The sequence below is a fragment of the Trinickia dabaoshanensis genome (assembly GCF_002879885.1).
Lineage (GTDB): Bacteria > Pseudomonadota > Gammaproteobacteria > Burkholderiales > Burkholderiaceae > Trinickia > Trinickia dabaoshanensis.
In genome coordinates, this window is sequence record NZ_PNYA01000010.1 from 172,898 (window position 1) to 192,573 (window position 19,676).

At 64.4% G+C, this 19,676-nt stretch carries 17 protein-coding genes; 13 read left to right on the forward strand and 4 right to left on the reverse strand.

All coding sequences use genetic code 11. The features are described from left to right. The first annotated feature begins 27 nt into the window (after positions 1 to 27). Both C0Z18_RS13160 and C0Z18_RS13165 read left to right on the forward strand, forming a co-directional pair. Positions 28 to 417, forward strand: a complete 390-nt coding sequence (locus C0Z18_RS13160; protein WP_102645840.1) for a cytidine deaminase — start codon at positions 28 to 30, stop codon at positions 415 to 417. Positions 418 to 425: 8 nt separating this feature from the next. Beyond that, positions 426 to 1,385, forward strand: a complete 960-nt coding sequence (locus tag C0Z18_RS13165; protein ID WP_102645841.1) for a nucleoside hydrolase — start codon at positions 426 to 428, stop codon at positions 1,383 to 1,385. A 190-nt stretch (positions 1,386 to 1,575) separates the two neighbouring features. On the opposite strand, the gene C0Z18_RS13170 is transcribed toward C0Z18_RS13165, so the two are convergent. Beyond that, positions 1,576 to 2,358: a CerR family C-terminal domain-containing protein gene (locus tag C0Z18_RS13170; RefSeq protein WP_102645842.1), complete on the reverse strand. Its 783-nt coding sequence runs from the start codon at positions 2,356 to 2,358 to the stop codon at positions 1,576 to 1,578. A 122-nt stretch (positions 2,359 to 2,480) separates the two neighbouring features. Here C0Z18_RS13170 and C0Z18_RS13175 point away from each other — a divergent pair, with 122 nt between their 5' ends. The 6 genes from C0Z18_RS13175 to C0Z18_RS13200 all read left to right on the forward strand — a co-directional run bounded on the left by C0Z18_RS13175 (position 2,481) and on the right by C0Z18_RS13200 (position 10,673). Beyond that, positions 2,481 to 3,620, forward strand: a complete 1,140-nt coding sequence (locus C0Z18_RS13175; RefSeq protein ID WP_102645843.1) for an HlyD family secretion protein — start codon at positions 2,481 to 2,483, stop codon at positions 3,618 to 3,620. Then, complete coding sequence (locus C0Z18_RS13180) at positions 3,613 to 5,214, forward strand: MDR family MFS transporter (RefSeq protein WP_102645844.1); 1,602 nt, start codon at positions 3,613 to 3,615, stop codon at positions 5,212 to 5,214. Before C0Z18_RS13175 ends, C0Z18_RS13180 begins: the two co-directional genes overlap by 8 nt. Before the next feature lie 18 nt (positions 5,215 to 5,232). After that, positions 5,233 to 6,699, forward strand: a complete 1,467-nt coding sequence (locus tag C0Z18_RS13185) for an efflux transporter outer membrane subunit (protein ID WP_102645845.1) — start codon at positions 5,233 to 5,235, stop codon at positions 6,697 to 6,699. Between the two features lie 270 nt (positions 6,700 to 6,969). Beyond that, entirely contained in the window at positions 6,970 to 8,886 is a 1,917-nt protein-coding gene (locus C0Z18_RS13190; protein WP_102645846.1) for a glycosyltransferase, read from the forward strand. Between the two features lie 299 nt (positions 8,887 to 9,185). Then, the gene (gene galU / locus C0Z18_RS13195; RefSeq protein WP_102645847.1) at positions 9,186 to 10,073 is read left to right on the forward strand and encodes a UTP--glucose-1-phosphate uridylyltransferase GalU; all 888 of its coding nucleotides are present in this window, start codon (positions 9,186 to 9,188) and stop codon (positions 10,071 to 10,073) included. A gap of 267 nt (positions 10,074 to 10,340) precedes the next feature. Continuing rightward, a complete protein-coding gene (locus C0Z18_RS13200; RefSeq protein WP_102645848.1) occupies positions 10,341 to 10,673 on the forward strand; it encodes a hypothetical protein in 333 nt (110 codons plus the stop codon). A gap of 45 nt (positions 10,674 to 10,718) precedes the next feature. Here C0Z18_RS13200 and C0Z18_RS33770 read toward each other — a convergent pair whose 3' ends face one another. Then, a complete protein-coding gene (locus C0Z18_RS33770) occupies positions 10,719 to 10,850 on the reverse strand; it encodes a hypothetical protein (RefSeq protein WP_269845311.1) in 132 nt (43 codons plus the stop codon). 34 nt (positions 10,851 to 10,884) lie between these two features. On the opposite strand from C0Z18_RS33770, the gene C0Z18_RS13205 reads away from it, so the two are divergent. Next, on the forward strand, positions 10,885 to 12,993 hold the full coding sequence (locus C0Z18_RS13205) for a phosphocholine-specific phospholipase C (protein WP_102645911.1): 2,109 nt from the start codon (positions 10,885 to 10,887) through the stop codon (positions 12,991 to 12,993). A gap of 264 nt (positions 12,994 to 13,257) precedes the next feature. After that, positions 13,258 to 13,704: an HU family DNA-binding protein gene (locus C0Z18_RS13210; RefSeq protein ID WP_102645849.1), complete on the forward strand. Its 447-nt coding sequence runs from the start codon at positions 13,258 to 13,260 to the stop codon at positions 13,702 to 13,704. A gap of 57 nt (positions 13,705 to 13,761) precedes the next feature. Here C0Z18_RS13210 and C0Z18_RS13215 read toward each other — a convergent pair whose 3' ends face one another. Continuing rightward, positions 13,762 to 14,127 carry a DUF4148 domain-containing protein gene (locus tag C0Z18_RS13215; RefSeq protein WP_102645850.1) on the reverse strand — a complete coding sequence of 122 codons (366 nt, stop codon included), beginning with the start codon at positions 14,125 to 14,127 and terminating at the stop codon, positions 13,762 to 13,764. Between the two features lie 153 nt (positions 14,128 to 14,280). Continuing rightward, positions 14,281 to 15,243: a LysR family transcriptional regulator gene (locus tag C0Z18_RS13220; protein ID WP_102645851.1), complete on the reverse strand. Its 963-nt coding sequence runs from the start codon at positions 15,241 to 15,243 to the stop codon at positions 14,281 to 14,283. A gap of 350 nt (positions 15,244 to 15,593) precedes the next feature. On the opposite strand from C0Z18_RS13220, the gene C0Z18_RS13230 reads away from it, so the two are divergent. From C0Z18_RS13230 to C0Z18_RS13240, 3 genes are all read left to right on the forward strand, one after another. Continuing rightward, a complete protein-coding gene (locus C0Z18_RS13230; RefSeq protein ID WP_102645853.1) occupies positions 15,594 to 16,748 on the forward strand; it encodes a porin in 1,155 nt (384 codons plus the stop codon). A gap of 225 nt (positions 16,749 to 16,973) precedes the next feature. Continuing rightward, positions 16,974 to 19,154 carry an FUSC family protein gene (locus C0Z18_RS13235; RefSeq protein WP_158244236.1) on the forward strand — a complete coding sequence of 727 codons (2,181 nt, stop codon included), beginning with the start codon at positions 16,974 to 16,976 and terminating at the stop codon, positions 19,152 to 19,154. A 175-nt stretch (positions 19,155 to 19,329) separates the two neighbouring features. Then, positions 19,330 to 19,569, forward strand: a complete 240-nt coding sequence (locus C0Z18_RS13240; protein ID WP_102645855.1) for a hypothetical protein — start codon at positions 19,330 to 19,332, stop codon at positions 19,567 to 19,569. Positions 19,570 to 19,676: the final 107 nt, after the last annotated feature.

Below are 19,676 nucleotides of genomic sequence, written 5' to 3' on the forward strand. Positions count from 1 at the left end.
AATCGGCGAGCTTGAACGAGGGATCCCATGACATTGGAACAATTGCTCGAAAGAGCGAAAACCGCACGTGAGCGGGCCTATGCGCCGTACTCGAAATTCAAGGTGGGCGCGGCCTTGCTGACCAAGGACGGGCGCGTGTTCGACGGCTGCAACGTCGAAAACGCCTCGTACGGGCTGTGCAATTGCGCCGAGCGCACGGCGCTGTTCAGCGCGATTGCGGCCGGGTGCCGGCGCGACGAGTTCGCGGCGCTCGCCGTGGTGGGCGATACCGATGGGCCGATTGCACCGTGCGGCGCTTGCCGCCAGGTCATCATCGAACTGGGCGGGCCCGACCTAACGATCAGGCTCGGCAATTTGCGCGGCGATACGCGCGATACGACGGCGCGCGAGCAACTGCCCGATGCGTTTTATCTTTGAGCTCGAGCATGCATAAAGTCATCTACGATACGGACCCCGGCGTCGACGACTCGATGGCGCTCGTATTCCAAGCGCTGCATCCCGAGATCGAATTGCTCGGCGTCACGAGCGTATTCGGCAACGCGACGATCGACACGACGACGCGCAATGCGCTGTACCTCGTCGAGCGATTCGCGCCCGGCGTGCCCGTCGCGCGCGGTGCGGCCGCGCCGCTCGAGCGCGAGGCTCCCGCGCCTATCGGCTGGATTCACGGCGACGACGGTCTCGGCAATACGGGCCTGCTGCCGCAAGGGCAAGCCGCGCTCGACGCGCGGCCCGCGCATCGTTTCATCATCGATACCGTGCGCGCGCATCCGGGCGAGGTCGCGCTCGTTGCCGTGGGGCCGCTGACGAACCTCGCGCTCGCGCTCGAGGAAGATCCCGGCATCGCGGGTCTCGTCAAACAAGTCGTCGTCATGGGCGGCGCGTTCGGCACGAACGGCCGCAACGGCAACGTATCGCCCGCGGCGGAGGCGAACATGCTCGGCGACCCGCATGCGGCCGATATCGTGTTCGGTGCACCGTGGCCCGTGGCCATCGTCGGCTTGGACGTCACCGAAAACACGATCATGACCACCGGCTACCTCGCGAAGCTGCGCGACGAAGCCGGAGAGAACGGACGCTTCGTTTGGGACGTGTCGCGCGACTACGAAGCGTTCCATCGATCGAGCGCGGGGCTCGAAGGCATCTACGTGCACGATTCGTCCGCCGTTGCTTATCTGCTCGCGCCGCAGTTGTATCTGACGCGCAGTGGGCCCGTGCGCGTCTTGACCGAAGGCATCGCGGCCGGTCACACCATTCAAAAGCCGATCGGGTTCGCGGCGCCCGCGCCTGCCTGGGACGGGCGGCCCGCATGCGAAGTGTGTGTCGGTGTCGATAGCGCGCGAATGCTCGAACTCTATGCGCGTACTTTGAGCGGCACGCTTTAGGCGATTCGGCGCCGTCCGAGAGCACGCGATCCAGCCCGCGTTGGCCTGCTCCCGAAAACACTCACCTCAAAGGCATTGAGCCGCCCATCGGACCGCCTCTACACGGTGCTTTGGGCAGTCTCCTAATCCCCACTCCCGCAAACCCTCACCTTTCGAACGATCAAAGCGTAAAACGGCGAGCGAGCCGCGATTACCGTTTTGCGCTAACGCGCGCAGTGCGTTTGCGTGCCGGGGGCGCGCTCGGCGTAGGTTTGCTCGGGGCCGGCGCGGCAGGTGGTTGGGCAGCCCACATGCGCAGCAGGGCCCGCGTGTTCGAGAACACCGTTTGTTTGACGAACTCGATCTTTTCCGCATCGAGACTGGCCCATCCGAACAGCAGCAAGATGCTGCGCGGTGCCGTGTGGAACAGCATGAACTGTCCGTGCAACGAAACGAGGCGCATGATCGTCAGCGGGTCGTCGGGCGGCATGCCGCAAATCTTCCCGATGAGTTTCGTGGCGACACTGTTCATTGGGCGCCGCACGCGCTGCTGAATGATCTCGGTCGCGATAGGCGGTTCTTGTCCGCCTTGTTCGCGCACGAAAAACAGCTTCAGCGTCGGCGCTTTCGAGGTCTCGAACGCTTTGTCCATCATGACGCCTTGCAAATCGACGAACGCCTCGATGAGCACCGATACATCGTCGGTCGACTCCAGCGTCTGCGCCGTATTGCGTACCACCGGTTCGAACTTCTTCCACGCTTCGTCGGCGAGATGCTCGGCGCACGCGCGATACACGCCTTCCTTGTTCTCGAAGTAGTACTGCAACGCCGGCGCGTTGACGCCCGCTTTGGCCGCGATATCGCGTGTCGAAGCGGCGAGGAACCCATGTTCGCCGAATAGCTCGATGGCGGCTTGGATGATGCGAAGGCGAGTTTCCTCGCCGCGCGCGTAGCCTCCCTCGGTCGAGCGGCGAGGGCGCTTCGTCTCGGTCATGACGTCGATTCCTTTCTAACGATTACGGCGGTGTGCGTCAGAAATATATCACTTGACACATTTCTTCCAACTGGAATAATTGTGGCCGAATCAATTTCCCCTCATGACGGGACACCGGAAACATGTCAACGACAACCGATGCGCGGCCACGCGGCCAGACGCAACAAGAGAGCGATGGCGCGCCGCGGCGCGCGCGCAATCGCGGCTGGCTGATCGGCGCGCTGATCGTCGCGCTCGTAGCCGGCATTGCCTGGGCCGCGCACTGGTGGACGGTCGGGCGCTTCATCGAGAGCACCGACGATGCGTATCTGCAAGCCGATAGCGTGACCGTCGCTCCGAAGATCAGCGGCTACGTCACGCAAGTCTATGTGCGCGATAACGAGACGGTGGCCGCCGGCGCGCCGCTCGTGCGGCTCGATACTCGGCAGTACGAAGCATCGCTCGCTCAGGCGCAAGCCACCGTCGATGCACGCGAGGCCGATCTGGCTCGCGCTCAGGCCGATTTGAAGCAGCAACAGGCGGGTGTGGTGCAAGCGCAGGCGCAAGAACAAGTGGCTCGCGTCGCGGCGCGCCATGCCCAAGACGACGTGACCCGTTACGCGCCGCTTGCGGCCACCGGCGCCGAAACGAGCGAGCGGCTGGCGAGCTTGGTGAGCACGCGCGATCAGGCGCGGGCGACGGTCGAGGCCAACGCTGCCGCCGTGCGCTCCGCGCAGACGCAAGTCGATGCCACGACGGCGCAAATCGCGCAAGCTCGCGCGCAAGTCGAAGCGGCGCGCGCGAGCTTGCGGCAAGCGCAACTCGACGTGAACGACACGACGCTCTATAGCCCCGTGGCAGGCAAGATCGGCGACAGGTCCGTGCGCGTCGGGCAGTACGTGCAGCCCGGCACACGTTTGCTCACCGTCGTACCGGTGCAAAGCGTCTATTTGGAAGCGAATTTCAAGGAGACGCAAATCGGCCATATGCGTCCGGGCCAAAGCGCGACGCTGCACGTGGACGCGCTGCGCGGCATCGATCTACATGGCGTCGTGGATAGCTTCGCACCAGGCACCGGGGCGCAATTCGCATTGCTGCCGCCCGAGAACGCGACCGGCAACTTCACGAAGATCGTGCAGCGGGTGCCGGTGCGGATTCGCGTCGATGCGGGACCGCAAACGCGCGCGCTGCTGTTGCCGGGCTTGTCGGTGACGGTCGACGTCGATACGCGTACGGCGCGCGGCGACGACCGGCGCTTGGCCGAAGAGAACGCGCATGGCTAACGCCGCATCGCCTTCAGCGGGCGCCGCCACGCCAAGCCAGCCCGAGCGCGCGAGCGCGATCGATTGGATCGCCGTGGCCGCGGGCTCGCTCGGGGCGCTGATGGCGACGCTCGACATCTCGATCACGAACTCGGCGCTGCCGCAGATTCAAGGCTCGGTCGGGGCAACGGGAACGGAAGGCACGTGGATCTCCACGGGCTATCTGATGTCGGAAATCGTCATGATCCCGCTCGCCGCGTGGCTCACACGCGTGTTCGGGCTGCGCAACTTCTTGCTAACGAACGCTGCGTTGTTCATGGCGTTCTCGATGGTCTGCGGCTTATCGCACTCGCTCGAATGGATGATCATCGGGCGGGTCGGTCAAGGGTTCACGGGCGGTGCGATGATCCCCACCGCGCAAACGATCATCCGTACGCGCCTGCCGCGTTCGCAGCTCGCCGTCGGCATGACGATCTTCGGCCTCATCGTCATGCTCGGGCCGCTGCTCGGGCCCGTGCTCGGCGGATGGCTTGCCGAGAACGTGTCGTGGAAATGGTGCTTTTTCATCAATCTGCCCGTGTGCATCGCGCTGCTGGCCCTATTGATCGCGGGCTTGCCGGCCGATCGGCCGCATTGGCACGACTTCGTCAACGCCGATTGGATCGGCATCGTGGGGCTGTCGATCGGCCTGAGTTCGCTCACGCTGGTGCTTGAAGAGGGGCAGCGGCATCAATGGTTCGAATCGAGCGAGATCGTGATTTTCTCGGCCGTTACGCTGCTCGGCTTCGTGTTGATCGGCATTTCGCAGTTCGTCGCGGTCAGACCGATCATGCGGTTGGCGCTCTTTCGCAATGCGCGTTATGCGAGCGTCATCGTGATCGTCTTCACCGTGGGCGCGGGGCTCTATGGCGTGGCCTACCTCGTGCCGCAGTTCTTGAGCCTCGTCTCGGGTTACAACGCGGAGCAGTCGGGCAACATCATGTTGCTCTCGGGCATCCCGGCGTTCCTCATGATGCCCGTGCTGCCGAGACTGCTCGGCAAGGTCGATTTCCGCGTGATGGTAACGAGCGGGCTCGTTTGTTTCGCCGTCAGTTGCATGTTCGATACGAGCTTGACCGCGCAGAGCGCGGGACACGATTTCGTCTGGTCGCAACTGCTGCGCGGCGTGGGTCAGATGCTGGCGATGATGCCGCTCAATCAAGCCTCGATGATGGCGGTGTCGCGCGAAGACTCGGGCGATGCGGCGGGCTTGTACAACATGGCACGCAATCTCGGCGGGTCGGTGGGTCTGGCCGTCATCGGCGTCGTCATCGATCGGCGCAACGCCTACCACGTCGCCACGCTGCGCGAGTCCGTCACCGCGAATTCGTCGATCGGCCAGGAACGGATCGCGGCCAGCGCGGCGAATTGGCTCGCGCAAACCGGCGATGCCGCCTACGCGAAGATGCAAGCCCTTGCGCAACTGGCGGGGCAAATCCAGCAGCAGGCCTTGGTCATGACGTACTCGGAGACGTTCTATCTGCTCGCGCTCGCGCTGCTCGTCTGCATTCCGCTCGCGTTGTTGTTGAAACGGCCGGCTTCGATGCCGGGCAACCCGCCGCCGGCGGGGCACTAAAGCTTTTAGGCTACGACTATGTCGATCCGTCGTTCTCCGCGGCTGCTTGCCGCGTCTTGTACCGCACTCGCGCTATGCGCGCTATCGGCCTGCACGGTTGGGCCCGACTATCGCGGCGCGCCGCCCGTCGCGGCCGACGCGATCAAGGCGGGCGCGTTCGTGCGTGCCCCGGGCGCGGGTGTCGTCGGCACTGCGCCGGCGCTCAACGCGTGGTGGCGTCAACTGGGCGATCCGCAACTCGACGCGCTCGTCGAGGCGGCGCTCGCCCACAATCCGGACGTCCATGTGGCGCAGGCGCGTTTGCGCGCGGCGCGCGCGCAACTCATGCGTACGCGCGCGGACGAGTTGCCGAAGGTGTCCGCCGATGCGGCCGCGGTGCGTATGCGCAGCCCCGATCTCTCGGCGCTGAGCTCGAACGGCAACGGCGGCAACACGGGCCGCGGCCCGTTGCAGCTCTATACGGCGGGGCTCGACGCATCGTGGGAGATCGATCTGTTCGGCGGCACGCGGCGCTCGATCGAAGCGGCCGCCGATGAAGCCGAGGCGCTCGACGCGGACCTGGCCGATACGCAGGTATCGCTCGCGGCCGAGGTGGCACAGGCCTATATCGACTTGCGCGACGAGCAGCAACGTCTCGTGCTGGCCCAACGTTCGGCCGAACTGCAGCAGCAGATGTTGACGCTGACGCAGCAGCGGCGCGCTCATGGAACGGCCGCCGATGTCGACGTCGAACGCTTGGCGGGGCAAGTGCAGACCACGCGCGCCGCGCTCGTCCCCCTGGACCAGCAGATCACCGAATCGCTCGATCGGCTGGCGGTCTTGACCGGGCAGGCGCCGGGCGCGCTCGATACGGAACTGGCCGGGGCGCGGCCGTTGCCCACGCTGCCCGCGACGGTGCCGGTGGGGGACGCCGCGGCGCTGCTGCGTCAGCGCCCCGATATCCGGGCGGCCGAACGGCGCCTGGCGTCGAGCAACGCGCAAATCGGCGAGCACGTGGCCGATTATTTCCCGAAGATTTCGCTGCTCGGCGATCTGGGATTTACCGCGGCCGACCCGGGGCACTTGTTCCGGAAGACGAATTTCTCCTGGCTCGGCGTGCCGTACCTGCAGTGGAACGTGCTCGATTTCGGGCGTGTGACTGCCGATGTTCGCTCGGCGCAGGCATCGCGCGACGAGGCCGGCGCCCGTTACGAGCACACGGTGCTCGCGGCGCTCGAGGATGCCAATTCGGCGTTGTCGCGCTACGGGCATCAACGCGAGCACGTCGTTCGATTGGAGGAGGTGGATGCCTCTGCGCAGCGCGCGTCGACGTTGATGCGGCAGCGTTATGGCGCGGGCGTGGCGACGGCGATAGACTTGCTCGACACCGAACGGACGCAGTTCAGCGCGGAGCAGGACGTGATAGCGGGCCGCGCGCAGTTGATCGAGGACTTCATTCAACTGCAAAAGAGCCTGGGCCTCGGTTGGCAAACGCAAGCGAGCTGAGCTATCGTGTTGCGTCGGCAGCTTTTACAAACGATGTAATTTGGATACGCCGTGCTCCATGAACCCATGGCTTTCGATTGGCTATCACGGCCTTCGAAGCCATGCGGCACTGCAAAAAAATTATAAAAAAGTCAGAAGACAATCAGCGTTTTAATCATGCGAATGCCTGGCCTGGCGCGCTTGGCGCGGGGTGCTGCATTTTTTTGAAATAATTTCGACCTTTCCCCGGAATACTTTGTTCGTAGGCTAGTGCGGCTAGAGGAGAAGCGCATGAGCCACCACACTTTCGCCGACGCATCCGTCACGTTGGATCGCCACAGCGAGGCCTCGAAGGCCCCGCAACCGGCGCCGATCGCACGCGCGCCACGCGTGGCGATCGTTCACGATTGGCTTGTCACGTACGCGGGCGCCGAGCGCGTGCTCGAGCAAATGATCGCGTGCTTTCCGCAGGCCGATGTCTTCAGCCTCGTCGATTTTGTTGAAGATCGTAAGTTCTTGCACGGCAAACGGGCCACGACCTCGTTCATTCAACGCCTGCCGCTCGCGCGCAAGAAGTATCGCGCCTATCTGCCGTTGATGCCGATCGCCATCGAGCAGCTCGATTTGAGCGCTTACGATCTCGTCATCTCGAGCAGCCACGCGGTGGCCAAGGGAGTACTCACCGGGCCCGACCAAGTGCACATCAGCTATGTGCACTCGCCGATTCGCTATGCGTGGGACTTGCAGCACCAATACCTCGAACAGTCGAATCTCACTCGCGGGCTACGCTCGGCGATGGCCCGGGCGGTGTTGCACTACATCCGCAATTGGGACACCCGGACGTCCAATGCCGTCGATCATTTCGTCGCCAATTCGCAGTTCATCGCGCGGCGCATCAGGAAGGTCTACCACCGCGACTCGCGCGTGATCTTCCCGCCCGTGGACGTGCAGTCGTTCCTGGTCCGCGAGGATAAAGAGGACTTCTACCTCACGGCGTCGCGCATGGTGCCGTACAAGAAGATCGATTTGATCGTCGAAGCGTTCTCGCGCATGCCCGGCAAGCGGCTCGTCGTGATCGGCGACGGCCCGGAGATGAAGGCGATACGCGCGAAGGCGGGCCCGAACATCGAGATCCTCGGCTATCAGCCGTTTGCGGCTTTGCACGACCATATGCGGCGCGCGAAGGCATTCGTATTTGCAGCCGAGGAAGATTTCGGCATCGCGCCGGTCGAGGCCCAGGCATGCGGTACGCCCGTCATCGCATACGGCAAGGGGGGCGCGCTCGAGACCGTGCGCGAACTCGGCGATGCGCACCCCACCGGAATCTTCTTCCGCGAGCAAAGCGTGCCGTCGATCGTTGCCGCCGTTCGCGAGTTCGAGGGCAATGCCGGCCGCTTTTCGGCGCTCGATTGCCGCTTGAATGCCGAACGGTTCTCGATCGCGACGTTCCGCGAGCGGTTCATGGCATTCGTCGAACAAGTCATGCCCGGGGCGACGAGCCCGATCGAGGACACCCCCTCGGCAAGCGGCACGGGCGGTACTTCGCCGGTCTCGACGGCGGGCTCGGTCCGGGTGCTCGCGCTCGACCAAAGCGGGGGGCTCGACGAAGCGGAAGTCTCGTTGCTCGACGTCGCCAGTCATATGAAGGAATCGGTAGAAGTCGTGCTGTTCGACGACGGCCCGTTCCGTCTGGCCCTCGAAGAAGCGGGCGTCGCGGTGGATGTGCTCGATGCGCCCGTGCTGAACGGTGCGAGCGAGCGCAAGCGCCCGCCCAAGGCGCGCACCTTGTCGGGCATCGCCTCGCTCGTGCGCGAGACCGTCAAACGCGCGCGTCACGTCGATGTGATCTACGCCAATACGCCGCGCACGATGCTCGTGGGCGCGCTCGCGGGGATGGTGGCGCGACGTCCGGTGGTATGGCACTTGCGTCAAAGCGTCGGGGCCGATCCGCTTGGAAGGGCTCAGCGTTTGGCGTTGAAGTGGTGCGCACGCGTCGCGCTCGATCGGGCGATTGCCGATAGCGCAGCCTCCAAACACGCGTTCGAAGCCTTTACCAAAGCGCCCCGCTTGCGTATCGACGTCGTCGACGAGGAGCCGCGCGCAGTACGTGGCGCCGAGGCGGCCAAATCCCAAGCGGGCTCGCCGCGCAAGCGGATCGAGAGCGTTTCGGCCATCCTCGCGCAAGCCGCGATGCGTGGCGCTCGCTGAGCGGACGAGCATGCCGCGCCAGGCGGGCGGCATACGAAAACAACGCGCCGGCGCGGGCAATTGCGCGCCGAGCCGCATAGCCGGACGGGGGCGGACCGGCTACGAAAATACCCACTATTCAATCAGATAGCTGTATTTCGGCGGGTTCGAGTCAAAAATGCGCGTCGCGTAGTCGAGACGCGATGACCGGCTTTTGTTGGTAGTGTGCGATTGCATTGGATCGCTTCTATCGAGCGGCGCGAAGCTTGGGATGAGCGCGCGCCGCGGTCACGATAACAATTACCCCAAGGGAACGAACGATGTTGAAAGTTACCAAAGCGGTGTTTCCAGTGGCGGGTCTGGGCACGCGGTTCCTTCCGGCCACGAAGGCAAGTCCCAAGGAGATGCTGCCCGTCGTCGACAAGCCGTTGATCCAGTATGCGGTCGAAGAGGCGATCGACGCGGGTATCACCGAACTCATCTTCGTGACGGGACGCAGCAAGCGTGCGATCGAAGATCACTTCGACACTTCGTATGAGATCGAAGCGGAGCTCGAAGCGCGCGGCAAGGAGAAGCTGCTGGAGCTGGTTCGCGGCATCAAACCGAGCCACGTCGATTGCTTTTACGTGCGTCAACCGGCTGCGCGCGGCCTCGGTCACGCGGTGCTGTGCGCCGAAAAGCTCGTCGCCGACAGCCCGTTCGCGGTGATTCTCGCCGACGATTTGCTGCACGGCTCTCAGCCCGTCATGAAGCAGATGATCGATGTCTTCAATCACTATCACAGCACGATCATCGGCGTCGAGTCGATCGCGCGCGAGGACAGCCGCTCCTACGGCATCGTCGAAGGGCGCGAATGGGAAGAGGACATCTTCAAGCTCTCGGGCATCGTCGAGAAACCTTCGCCCGAGGCCGCGCCATCCAATCTGGGCGTCGTGGGCCGCTATGTCCTGATGCCGAGCATCTTCGAGCATTTGCGCCGGCTCGAGCCCTCCGTGCAAGGCGAGTTGCAGTTGACCGACGCATTGCATGCGTTGCTCGCCGAAGAGCAGGTGCTCGCCTATCGGTACTATGGCCAGCGCTTCGATTGCGGCAGCAAACTCGGCTATTTGAAGGCCACCGTCGAATTCGCGTTGCGGCACCCGGAGATCGGGCAGGCATTCGATTCTTATCTGCGCGATTACGTCGGCCATCTCTCGCCGTCGTCGTAAGGCCCGGGCGATCCGTTCGCGGCCCGTCATCGCGGCGGGCCGGCCGGATCGCCGGCGGTAACTATCCTCTCATACGCGCGCCCGGCGTCTCGCCGCGCGCGCGTATTCGCGTATTCGCGTCTTCGCATGAGCGCATGCGCGTCGGCGACGCATTCCCCTTCATCAAGCGGACACGATTCGTTCTTATGCTTGTCGCCCATTCGGTCGGATTCACGAGCATGCCGCGGAGTTCGGCATAGTGCGCGGACTTACAAGCGGGAGCTAGCAGTGGCGATTATCCAGCGAAGATCATCGATACGCTTCGTCTTACGGAGCAAACGTTTCGCACCCGCTTCGACGCTTGCCACTGGCCGCCGCCTCCTGATTTCGGCGTTTGCGGCGGGAACGCTTTGCTTACTGGCCGCCGGCTGCGATGGCGGTCATGACGATATCGACGCGCGATCGAGCGCCGCCGGCGCGACGGCGATGTTGCCGGGCACGCGCGACGCGCTTGCGCCGCAACCGGGGGCCGCTGCTCAGCGCTTCGATACGGAGGGCGGCACGCCTGCACGCGCCGCATCCGATGCACTGTTGCCGCCCGTCATGCACACCGCCGACTGAGTCGTTTGCTTGACCGTCATTCGGGCGGCAAGCGCGCAGGCTGAATTAGCGCGCCCATCGCCTATCTTCGTAGTGCCATCCGTTGCCGTTGCCGTTGCCGTTGCCGTTGCCGTTGTCTTGCAGTCGTTCGTTTTGCCGTAGTGCGCCGATGTGCATCGCCCATGGCGAGGCCGTCATCGTTCCATTCCTTCGTCAGATACGCGAATTCAATATGACATCGAAAAGCCGCCGTGATTTTCTGCGCGCCGCCGCCCAAGCGGCAGGCGCGGCCGCCGCCATGGGCGCCGTGCCCGCCGGTATCCGCAACGCGCTCGCGATTCCCGCGAACGACGCCACGCGCAGTATCAACGACATCGAGCATATCGTGATCCTCATGCAGGAGAATCGGTCGTTCGACCACTACTTCGGCACGCTGCGCGGCGTGCGGGGCTATGGCGACCGGCGCGCGATTCGTTTGCCGAACGGCAACACCGTGTGGGAGCAGCCCTTGTTGGCCGATGCCGGGCGTGTTCTCCCGTTCCGGCCGAGCGCACCCGATCTCGGCATGCAGTTCCTGCAGGACTTGCCGCACGATTGGACGACCACGCACAACGCGTGGAACGGCGGCCGTTACGATCAGTGGGTCAGCGCCAAGGGCACCACGACCATGGCCTATCTCACGCGCCAAGACATTCCGTTTCACTACCAGCTCGCCGACGCCTTCACGATCTGCGACGCGTATCACTGCTCGGGCATGACTCCCACCGATCCGAATCGCTACTACATGTGGACGGGTTGGGTCGGCAACGACGGTAAGGGCGGCGGCCCCGTCATCGACAATGCCGAGGCCGGGTACGGGTGGTCCACGTATCCGGAGGTGCTGCAATCGGCCGGCATCTCGTGGAAGATCTATCAGGACATCGGCACGGGTTTGAATGCCGCCGGTTCGTGGGGCTGGACGCAAAACGCCTACATCGGCAACTACGGCGACAACTCGCTGCTCTACTTCAACCAATACCGCAACGCGCAACCGGGCGACCCCCTGTACGAGCGCGCGCGCACGGGGACGAACGTGGCCGTGAGCGGCGGTTATTTCGACCAGTTGAAGCAAGACGTCGCTAACGGCACGCTGCCGCAAGTGTCGTGGATCGTCGCGCCCGAGGCGTATTCGGAGCATCCGAACTGGCCCGCGAATTACGGCGCATGGTACGTCGATCAAGTCCTGCAGGTGCTCACGTCCAATCCGGCGCTTTGGAGCAAAACCGCGCTTCTGATCACCTACGACGAAAACGACGGCTTCTTCGATCACGTTGCGCCGCCGTTCGCGCCGTGGTCGAAAGAGTCGGGCCTATCGACCGTCGATACCGCGAACGAGTATTTCGCCGGTAACTCGACGTATCCCGCGGGTCCCTACGGTTTGGGGCCGCGCGTCCCGATGCTCGTGGTGTCGCCTTGGTCCAAGGGCGGTTGGGTTTGCTCGGAGACGTTCGACCATACGTCGATCATCCGCTTCATCGCTCGACGCTTCGGCCATGCGCACAACTTGTCCGAGGCGAACATCACGCCGTGGCGCAAGACGGTTTGCGGCGATTTGACGCGCGCTTTCGATTTCGCCAACCCCAATGCGTCCTTTCCGACGCTGCCGAGCACGAGCGGATATGTGCCGCCGGATCAGCAGCGCCATCCCGATTACGTGCCGTTGCCGCCGCTGGTTCAGGCCAAACCCGCGCAGGAACCGGGGGTGCGTCCGGCACGTGCGTTGCCCTATGAGCTGTTCGTGCGCGCACACGTGGAGGCGGGCGATGCGCAGTTGCGGTTGAAGTTCACCAATACAGGGCATGCGGGCGCCGCGTTCCACGTGTATCAGGCGCATAGCCTCGACGCGCCGCGCGCGTATACGGTCGAACCGCATAAGCACCTCACCGACGAGTTCTCGCTCCATCTGGACGGCAGCTACGATTTCGCGGTGCACGGGCCGAACGGTTTCGCTCGCCGGTTCGCGGGCCGCGCCGTCGCGGCGCACTGGTGGAGCGCAGGCGTGGCCGTGCCCGAAGTGGTGGAGTCGTACGACGTTGCCAACGGCAACATCGAATTGTGTCTGCAAAACAAGGGGTCGGCGGCGTGCGAATTCACGATCGTCAACGCGTATGACGGCACGACGCACAAGCGCCGCGTCGCCGGCGGCGAAAGTGTGGACCTGTATGTCGATTTGCGCGCGCAGCATGCCTGGTACGACCTGCACGTGAGCGTCGACACAGACCCGCTGTTCGCGCGGGTGCTTGCCGGTCACGTCGAAACGGGCCGCCCGAGCATGAGCGATCCCGCACTCGGACTCGTCTGAACGAGGCTCGTAGACGCGTCTTCATCCCAGGGCTTGCCCCTATCGGGCAAACCCTCTACACCCGTCGTCGAAGGCTCTCGCCGATCGACGACGGGGCCCGCCTAGCGTCGAAATAGTCGGCCGCGCGCAACAAACCCCCTGTAAACACGCTCTTGAAATACAAAAAGAGATGCATGAAGCCGCGCGGCGCTTGTAGAATCCGGCCTTGAAGCGATGCACGTAGTGCCCGTTTCATGCGTTCAACGACCAACAGGTAGGAGAAACATGGTTACTTCCGCAAAGAAGGTTGCGAAAAAGGCTGCTGCTGCACCGGCGAAAAAGGCCGCTGCCAAGAAGGCTCCCGCGAAGACTGCCGCGGCTAAGAAGGTCGCCGTGAAGGCGTCCGGCGCTCCGTCGCCGATCAAGGACACCTTCACGAAGGCCTCGCTGGCTGCTCACCTCGCGGAGCGTGCGGCTATCGAGCCGAAGTCCGTCAAGGCGGTGCTCGCGGCGCTCGAAGACACGATCCTCGGCTCGGTGCACAAGAAGGGTGCCGGCGAGTTCACGTTGTCGGGTCTGCTCAAGATCGTCGTGCAAACCGTGCCGGCGAAGAAGAAGCGCTTCGGCAAGGATCCGTTCACGGGCGAAGAGCGTTGGTTCCCGGCTAAGCCGGCAAGCGTGCGCATCAAGGCACGTGCGCTGAAGAAGCTGAAGGACGCGGCAGCGGGCTAATCCAGCCGCACCGGTCGTACGAGAATCCGCAAAGGCGCTCGCGCCTTTGCGGATTTTTTATTGCCCGACGTTCGTTGCCCAACGGTTTTCAGCGGCCTCGGCGGCCTTGGGTGACGCGGCCGAGGCGCCGGGTTTTTGCGTTTGCACGGCTTGGGGCTGACCGGCGTTGGCGCTTCCAGCCGCGGCGCCGCCATAACCGCTCGCCGCGTTCATCGCGGCAACCTTCGCTTCCGCGGCTTGGATGTCCTCCGGGTAATGCGGGTCGTTGCCGGCGGCCGGGCGCCAACCCGTGCTTTCGAGTTGGATCAGTTCGGCGCGCACTTGAGCACGGGTGACGGGGCCGTTCGATTGCGATTGCGCGAACGAAGCGGCGGGTACGGCGAGAATACAGGCGAGCGCGACGGCTCGGGAAAGCGGCTTCATGCTGATGGGCTCCGTGGCAGTGAGGGGCGGTGCAGGTATTGCATCGATGACCCAGTGTAGGGCGGGGGCCGCCCGCGGTTAACGGCCGCGCCCAGAAGGAATCTTTCCATCGGCGCCCGCAATCGATTCACGATCGACCCACGTTCGATCCATTCAGGCGGCGACGCTCTGCGCCTCGACGTCCACGGCGAGTGCATCGAGCACGGCAACGTCTCGCTCCAGCCGAGGCGGCAGCCAATCGCAAATGAAGTTGATCCACGAGCGCGTGCGCGCATCGACGAACCTGTGCGAGGGATAAAGCAAACACACTTCGCGCGTATCGAGCGTATAACGCGGCAAGACCCGCACGAGCGTGCCGTCGCGCAGTTCGTCGAGCGCCGCATAGGCCGGGATGGCCGCGATGCCCATGCCCTCGCGCGCGGCGATCGCCAGCGATTCGGCGATATTGATACTGACCACGCTATCGACTTGCATCGAAACCACGCCGCCGTCCGGCCCTTCGAGGCGCCAAACGCTCGGCACAGAGGCGCAGGCACCTAGCGTCAGGCAGTCGTGCGACACGAGTTCTTGCAGCGATTGCGGCTCGCCGTGCGCATTCAGATAGGCGGGCGACGCGCACAAGATACTGTGCGAATAGCCCATCCGATGCGCGGCGATGTTCTCGCCCGATGGCGAAGACAAGGCGACGACCGAGGCGTCGCACGTCCCATCGAAGAGACTCGGCAACGTCTGCGAGAGACTCAATTCAACCTGCACCTCGGGGTAGCGCGCGCGATAGTCCTTGATCGCGGGCATGACGTGCCGTTGACCGAGACTGGCCAGACTGTGCAGACGCAGCAAGCCGCTCGGGCGGTCGGCGGCGCACGCGGTATCGTCCTCGGCGCGCACGACGTCGGCGAGAATGCGCCGGCACCGCTCGGCGAAAACGAGCCCTTCCGCCGTCGGCGCGATGCGGCGCGTCGAGCGGTGGATGAGGCGCGTATGCAGGTGATCCTCGAGTTCGCTGATGGCGCGCGATGCGGTGCCGAGGCCGACATCGAGCGACGCCGCCGCGGCGGTGAAGCTGCCCGTGTCGAGGACGCGAACGAGGATCTGCATGTTGTGCAAGGTGTTCATGGGGGGCATCTGCGTTGGCTGTGCGCGCAGTATCGGGGTGCGCCGTTTCGTCGCTGTTTCATCGCCGCGCGCGATGAATTTCAAATGTAACGGGCGCCTTTGGCGCGCAGGCGCGCGCTACGGCCGTGCGCTGTGGTTTCGATGCAACTCGGTTGCGGCTCTCACGGCGGCGATCGATGCTCGAATCGTTCGCGGGGCTCGGCGCAGCGGCACTGTGACGAATCCTTGAACGATTACCCGGCTCCGCGGAACGGACTCATTCGCATGGATGGGCTTTTCTCGGGCGCGGCGATTTTTACACTGCGTCCGCTGATTCATTCAGTCCATCCGAAAAATCGTGGAGCTAATTCGTGAAAAAGTTGCACTTGGCATTGTCCGCAGTGGGTTTGGCTGCCGCGTCGGCGGCGCACGCACAAAGCGCGGTGACGCTGTACGGCCTGATCGATGCCGGAATCATGTACACGAACAACGTGGCGAGCGGCACGGCGCACGGCCCGTTGTGGCAGGCGACGAGCGGCAACGTCAATGGCAGCCGCTTCGGCGTGCGCGGCGCGGAAGACCTCGGCGGCGGTCTGAAAGCGCTGTTCGTATTGGAGAACGGATACAACGTGCAGAACGGCAAGCTCGGGCAGGATAGCCGGATGTTCGGCCGCCAAGCGTACCTAGGTCTCGCGAGCAGCGAGTTCGGCACGCTCACGTTGGGCCGTCAATACGATTCGCTCGTGGATTACGTGGCCCCGTTGTCCGCCACCGCCGGCACGTTCGGCGACACGGGCTTCGCGCATCCGTTCGACAACGACAACCTGAATCACTCGGTACGCATCAACAACGCCGTCAAGTATGCGAGCAACAACTACGGCGGGTTGAAGTTCGGCGGCATGTACGCGTTTTCGAACAACCAGAATTTCTCCGCTGATCGCGCGTATAGCGTCGGCGCGAGCTATCACAATGGTCCGCTCAACGTCGCGGCCGGCTACCTGCAGATCAACGGCTCGGCGGGCACGAGCGCCGGCAGCCCGGGCGCGGTCGATATCGCGGAATCGGCGGCCAACGGCAAGGGTGGCTTCGCGCTCGGCGCGAGCGTGCAGCGCGTGATCGGCGGCGGCGTCAATTATTCGCTCGGACCGGTGACGGCGGGGTTCGTCTATACGCACAGCCTATTCGAGAATTCGACTTCCTTCGGCTCGGCCGGGGGCAACGTGTCGTTCAACAACTATGAAGTGAACGGAAAGTATGCGGCGACCCCGCATCTCACGCTGGGTCTGGCCTATACCTACACGGATGGCCATGTCGATAACACGACCACGTTCGGCAACGATCCGAAGTGGCATTCGGTCGATTTCCAGACCGTTTATGCGCTGTCCAAGCGGACCGACGTGTATGCCGAAGCGATGTATCAGCATGCATCGGGCAACCATTACGTCGCGTTCCTGAACACCGCGGGCGGCGCGTCCTCGACGGCTAACCAGGTGGTCGGCACGCTCGGTATGCGTACGCGGTTTTAAAGAAAGCGCGGTATCCCTGTCGTTCGTAGTCCCCTCTCGCTGGTCGAGAGCAGTTGTTTTTCTTGAGTGAGTTTTGCGCGGCGTTCTCGCCGCGCTCTTTTTTTGGGGCAGACCGCCGCCGGCCGTTTCATCTGTAATTGCGGCGCGCGGCATTGGACATGTTGCCGCAACCGCGGCGTCCGATTCTGTTTCGCCGCTGCACGCAGCGCCCGCCCAAACTCAATCGTGACTTCCCGACTCGTTCCCGAATCGTCGCTTTCCAGTGAAGGCGCCCGGCCCGATTTTCTAAAGCGGCTGCGCGACGCTGCGACGCAATTCGCCCTCAGCGACGGTTTGATATGGCTTCATCTGCTGAAGACCGCTTGCGCGGCGCTGACGGCTCTTGGTATTGCGATGACGCTGGAATTGCCGACGCCTCCCGTTGCGATGCTGACGGTGTTCGTGCTGATGCAGCCCGTGACGGGCATGGTGCTCGCCAAGTGTTTCTATCGCGTGCTCGGCACGGCGGCGGGCGCGATGGCCGCCGTGCTGTTCGGAGCGATCTTTCCGCAGCAGCCCGAGCTGTATCTCGCCGTGCTCACGCTCTGGACCGCCACCTGTACCGCGCTCGCGGTGCGTTTCCGGCATTTCCGCTGGTATGCCTTCGTTCTAGCGGGCTATACGGCGGTCCTCATCGGCATACCGGTCGTGACGCACCCTGATGCGTTGTTCGTTGCGGCGATGACGCGCGCGGCCGAAGTCACGATCGGCATTCTGTGCTCGGCCGCGTTCAGCGCATTGGTGTTCCCGGTTCGCGCCAGCACCGCGCTGATGCTCGGGCAGCGTCAGCGCCGCGGGGCGATGCTCGAACTCTGCGCGGACGTGCTCGCTTCGCGCTGCGACGACGCTTCGTTTCAGCGGCGCTTTGCAGGCCTCGCGGGCGGTATCGCGGGTTTCGAGGCTGCGCGCACGTTCGCTTCATACGAAGACCCGAACCTGCGCATGCGCAGCCGGCGGCTGACCGCAATCGACAGCGAATTCGCCTCGCTCTGCTCGCGGCTGCACGTGCTCGAGCAGCAGATCGAACGGCTGGAGTGTGCGGGCACGAACGCGTTGATCGCGGACGTGTCGCCGGTCTTGCGGCAAGCCGCTGCGCTGATCGACCGGCTGCACGACGAGCGGCGGGAGACAACCGATCCCGAGCCGCTGACCGCGTTGGCCCGCCTCGCCGCTTCACTTGCGCCCGCACCGCCGCTCTCGCCTCGAGCAGGGCAGGCCAGCGAGCGCGGCGCTTCGATCGACGAAGCGCGCACGATGCGCGAGGCGCTACGCCGGCTCATCGGCAACGTGCTCTCATACTTGGACGCGGAAGCAGGCCCGGCGCCAGTCGATCGGCCGTCGCGCGCGACGCTGCCGCCCACGCGCACGAGCGCCTACGTGGTCGCCCTGACCTTCGTGCGCAATGCCTTGACCGTGGGCGCCGCCAGCGCGTTTTGGCTGCTCACCGCATGGCCGAGCGGCGAGTTCGCCGTCATTGCGGCCGCCATCGTGTCCGGCCTGACCTCGGCCGCTCCGCGGCCCGAGAAGGTTTCGATGCAGATCGCGTTGGGCGCGACCGCCGCCGTGGCGCTCGGCTATGTCTATCTTTGCTTCGTCTATCCGGCCATCGACGGCTTTCCGTTGCTGTGCGCCGTCCTTGCGCCGATCCTGGCCGGCAGCGCGTGGCTCGCGACGCGGCCGCCGGTGTCGGGCTACGGTATCGGTCTGTGCGTGTTCTTCGTGGTCTTGGCGGGACCCGAGAACGCGATGCGTTATGCGCCGGACGCGCTATTGAACAACGGGCTCGCCGCGGTCTCGGCGCTCGTCGTGGCGGTGCTCATGGCGGCGTTGGCGTTTCCTTTGCAGACGCCGTGGGTCGTCGGCCGTATTCAACGCGATCTGCGCCGAGAAGTGGCATTCGCATGGACCACCCGTCTCGAAGGGGCCGATGCGCGCTTTCATGCGCGCACTCACGACCTGTCCTCGCAATTGCGCATGCTGCTCGTACCGGGCACGCGTCGATACGACGAGGCCTGGCATTGGCTGCTCGCGACGCTCGAACTCGGGCAAACGTTGTTGGACTTGCGCACGAACCTCGGCGCGCTCGTATCGGCAGACCCATCGGATCGACATGGTTGGGCGCGCTGCGTCGAGCATGCCGGCCGGCGCGTCGCGGATCTGTTCGAGCGGCCCGACGCGCGGCGGGCGGCACTGGCCGTGCGCGCAGCCGAGCGTGCGCTGCAACGGGTGGGCGCGCAGACACGCAGGACGGCGCGCGGGCCGCGTCAACTCGCGTTGGAGCGCCTGTCGGGCGACCTTTATCTCATGCGCAGCGCGCTGCTCGACTATGACGCGCCGTTCCATCGACACGATGCGAGCCACGCATGAGGGATACGCATGACGGACACCTGAAAGCCGCCGCCGTTTCGTATCGCCGGCCATTGCCCGCATTGACCCGGACGCGCAAAGTCTCTTTTCCGCCGCGGCCGCTTAATTGGCGCGGTGCCCGAACTTATAGTGGCTCCCGTCGCAGCACGCTTTGCTGCTCGTTCGGAGTCCAGTCGTGAAACCCCTGCAATACCTCGCTCTTTCCCTCTCCCTTTGCGCCGTTGCCGCTCACGCACAGAACCATGCCCCCGAGTCCGTCGCCGCGAGTACGTCGAGCACGCCGAGCACGCTAAGCGCGGCCGGCGCGCAAGACGCGGCGCACCCGGCCGGACGTGTCGAGCGGCGATCGCAAGCTTCCGCCGAGGATCGATGCGTCGGCCCGGTCTCGTTTTGCAACACCTATTTCGGCAGTTGACCTGGTTGTCGCGCGCCCGAATGTTTCGGATGTAACGTAGCGGCAGGCCCGCCGAAACAGGACGGTAACCGCACGCACTTACCGTTGCCTTGCCAGCCCGCGCTCAG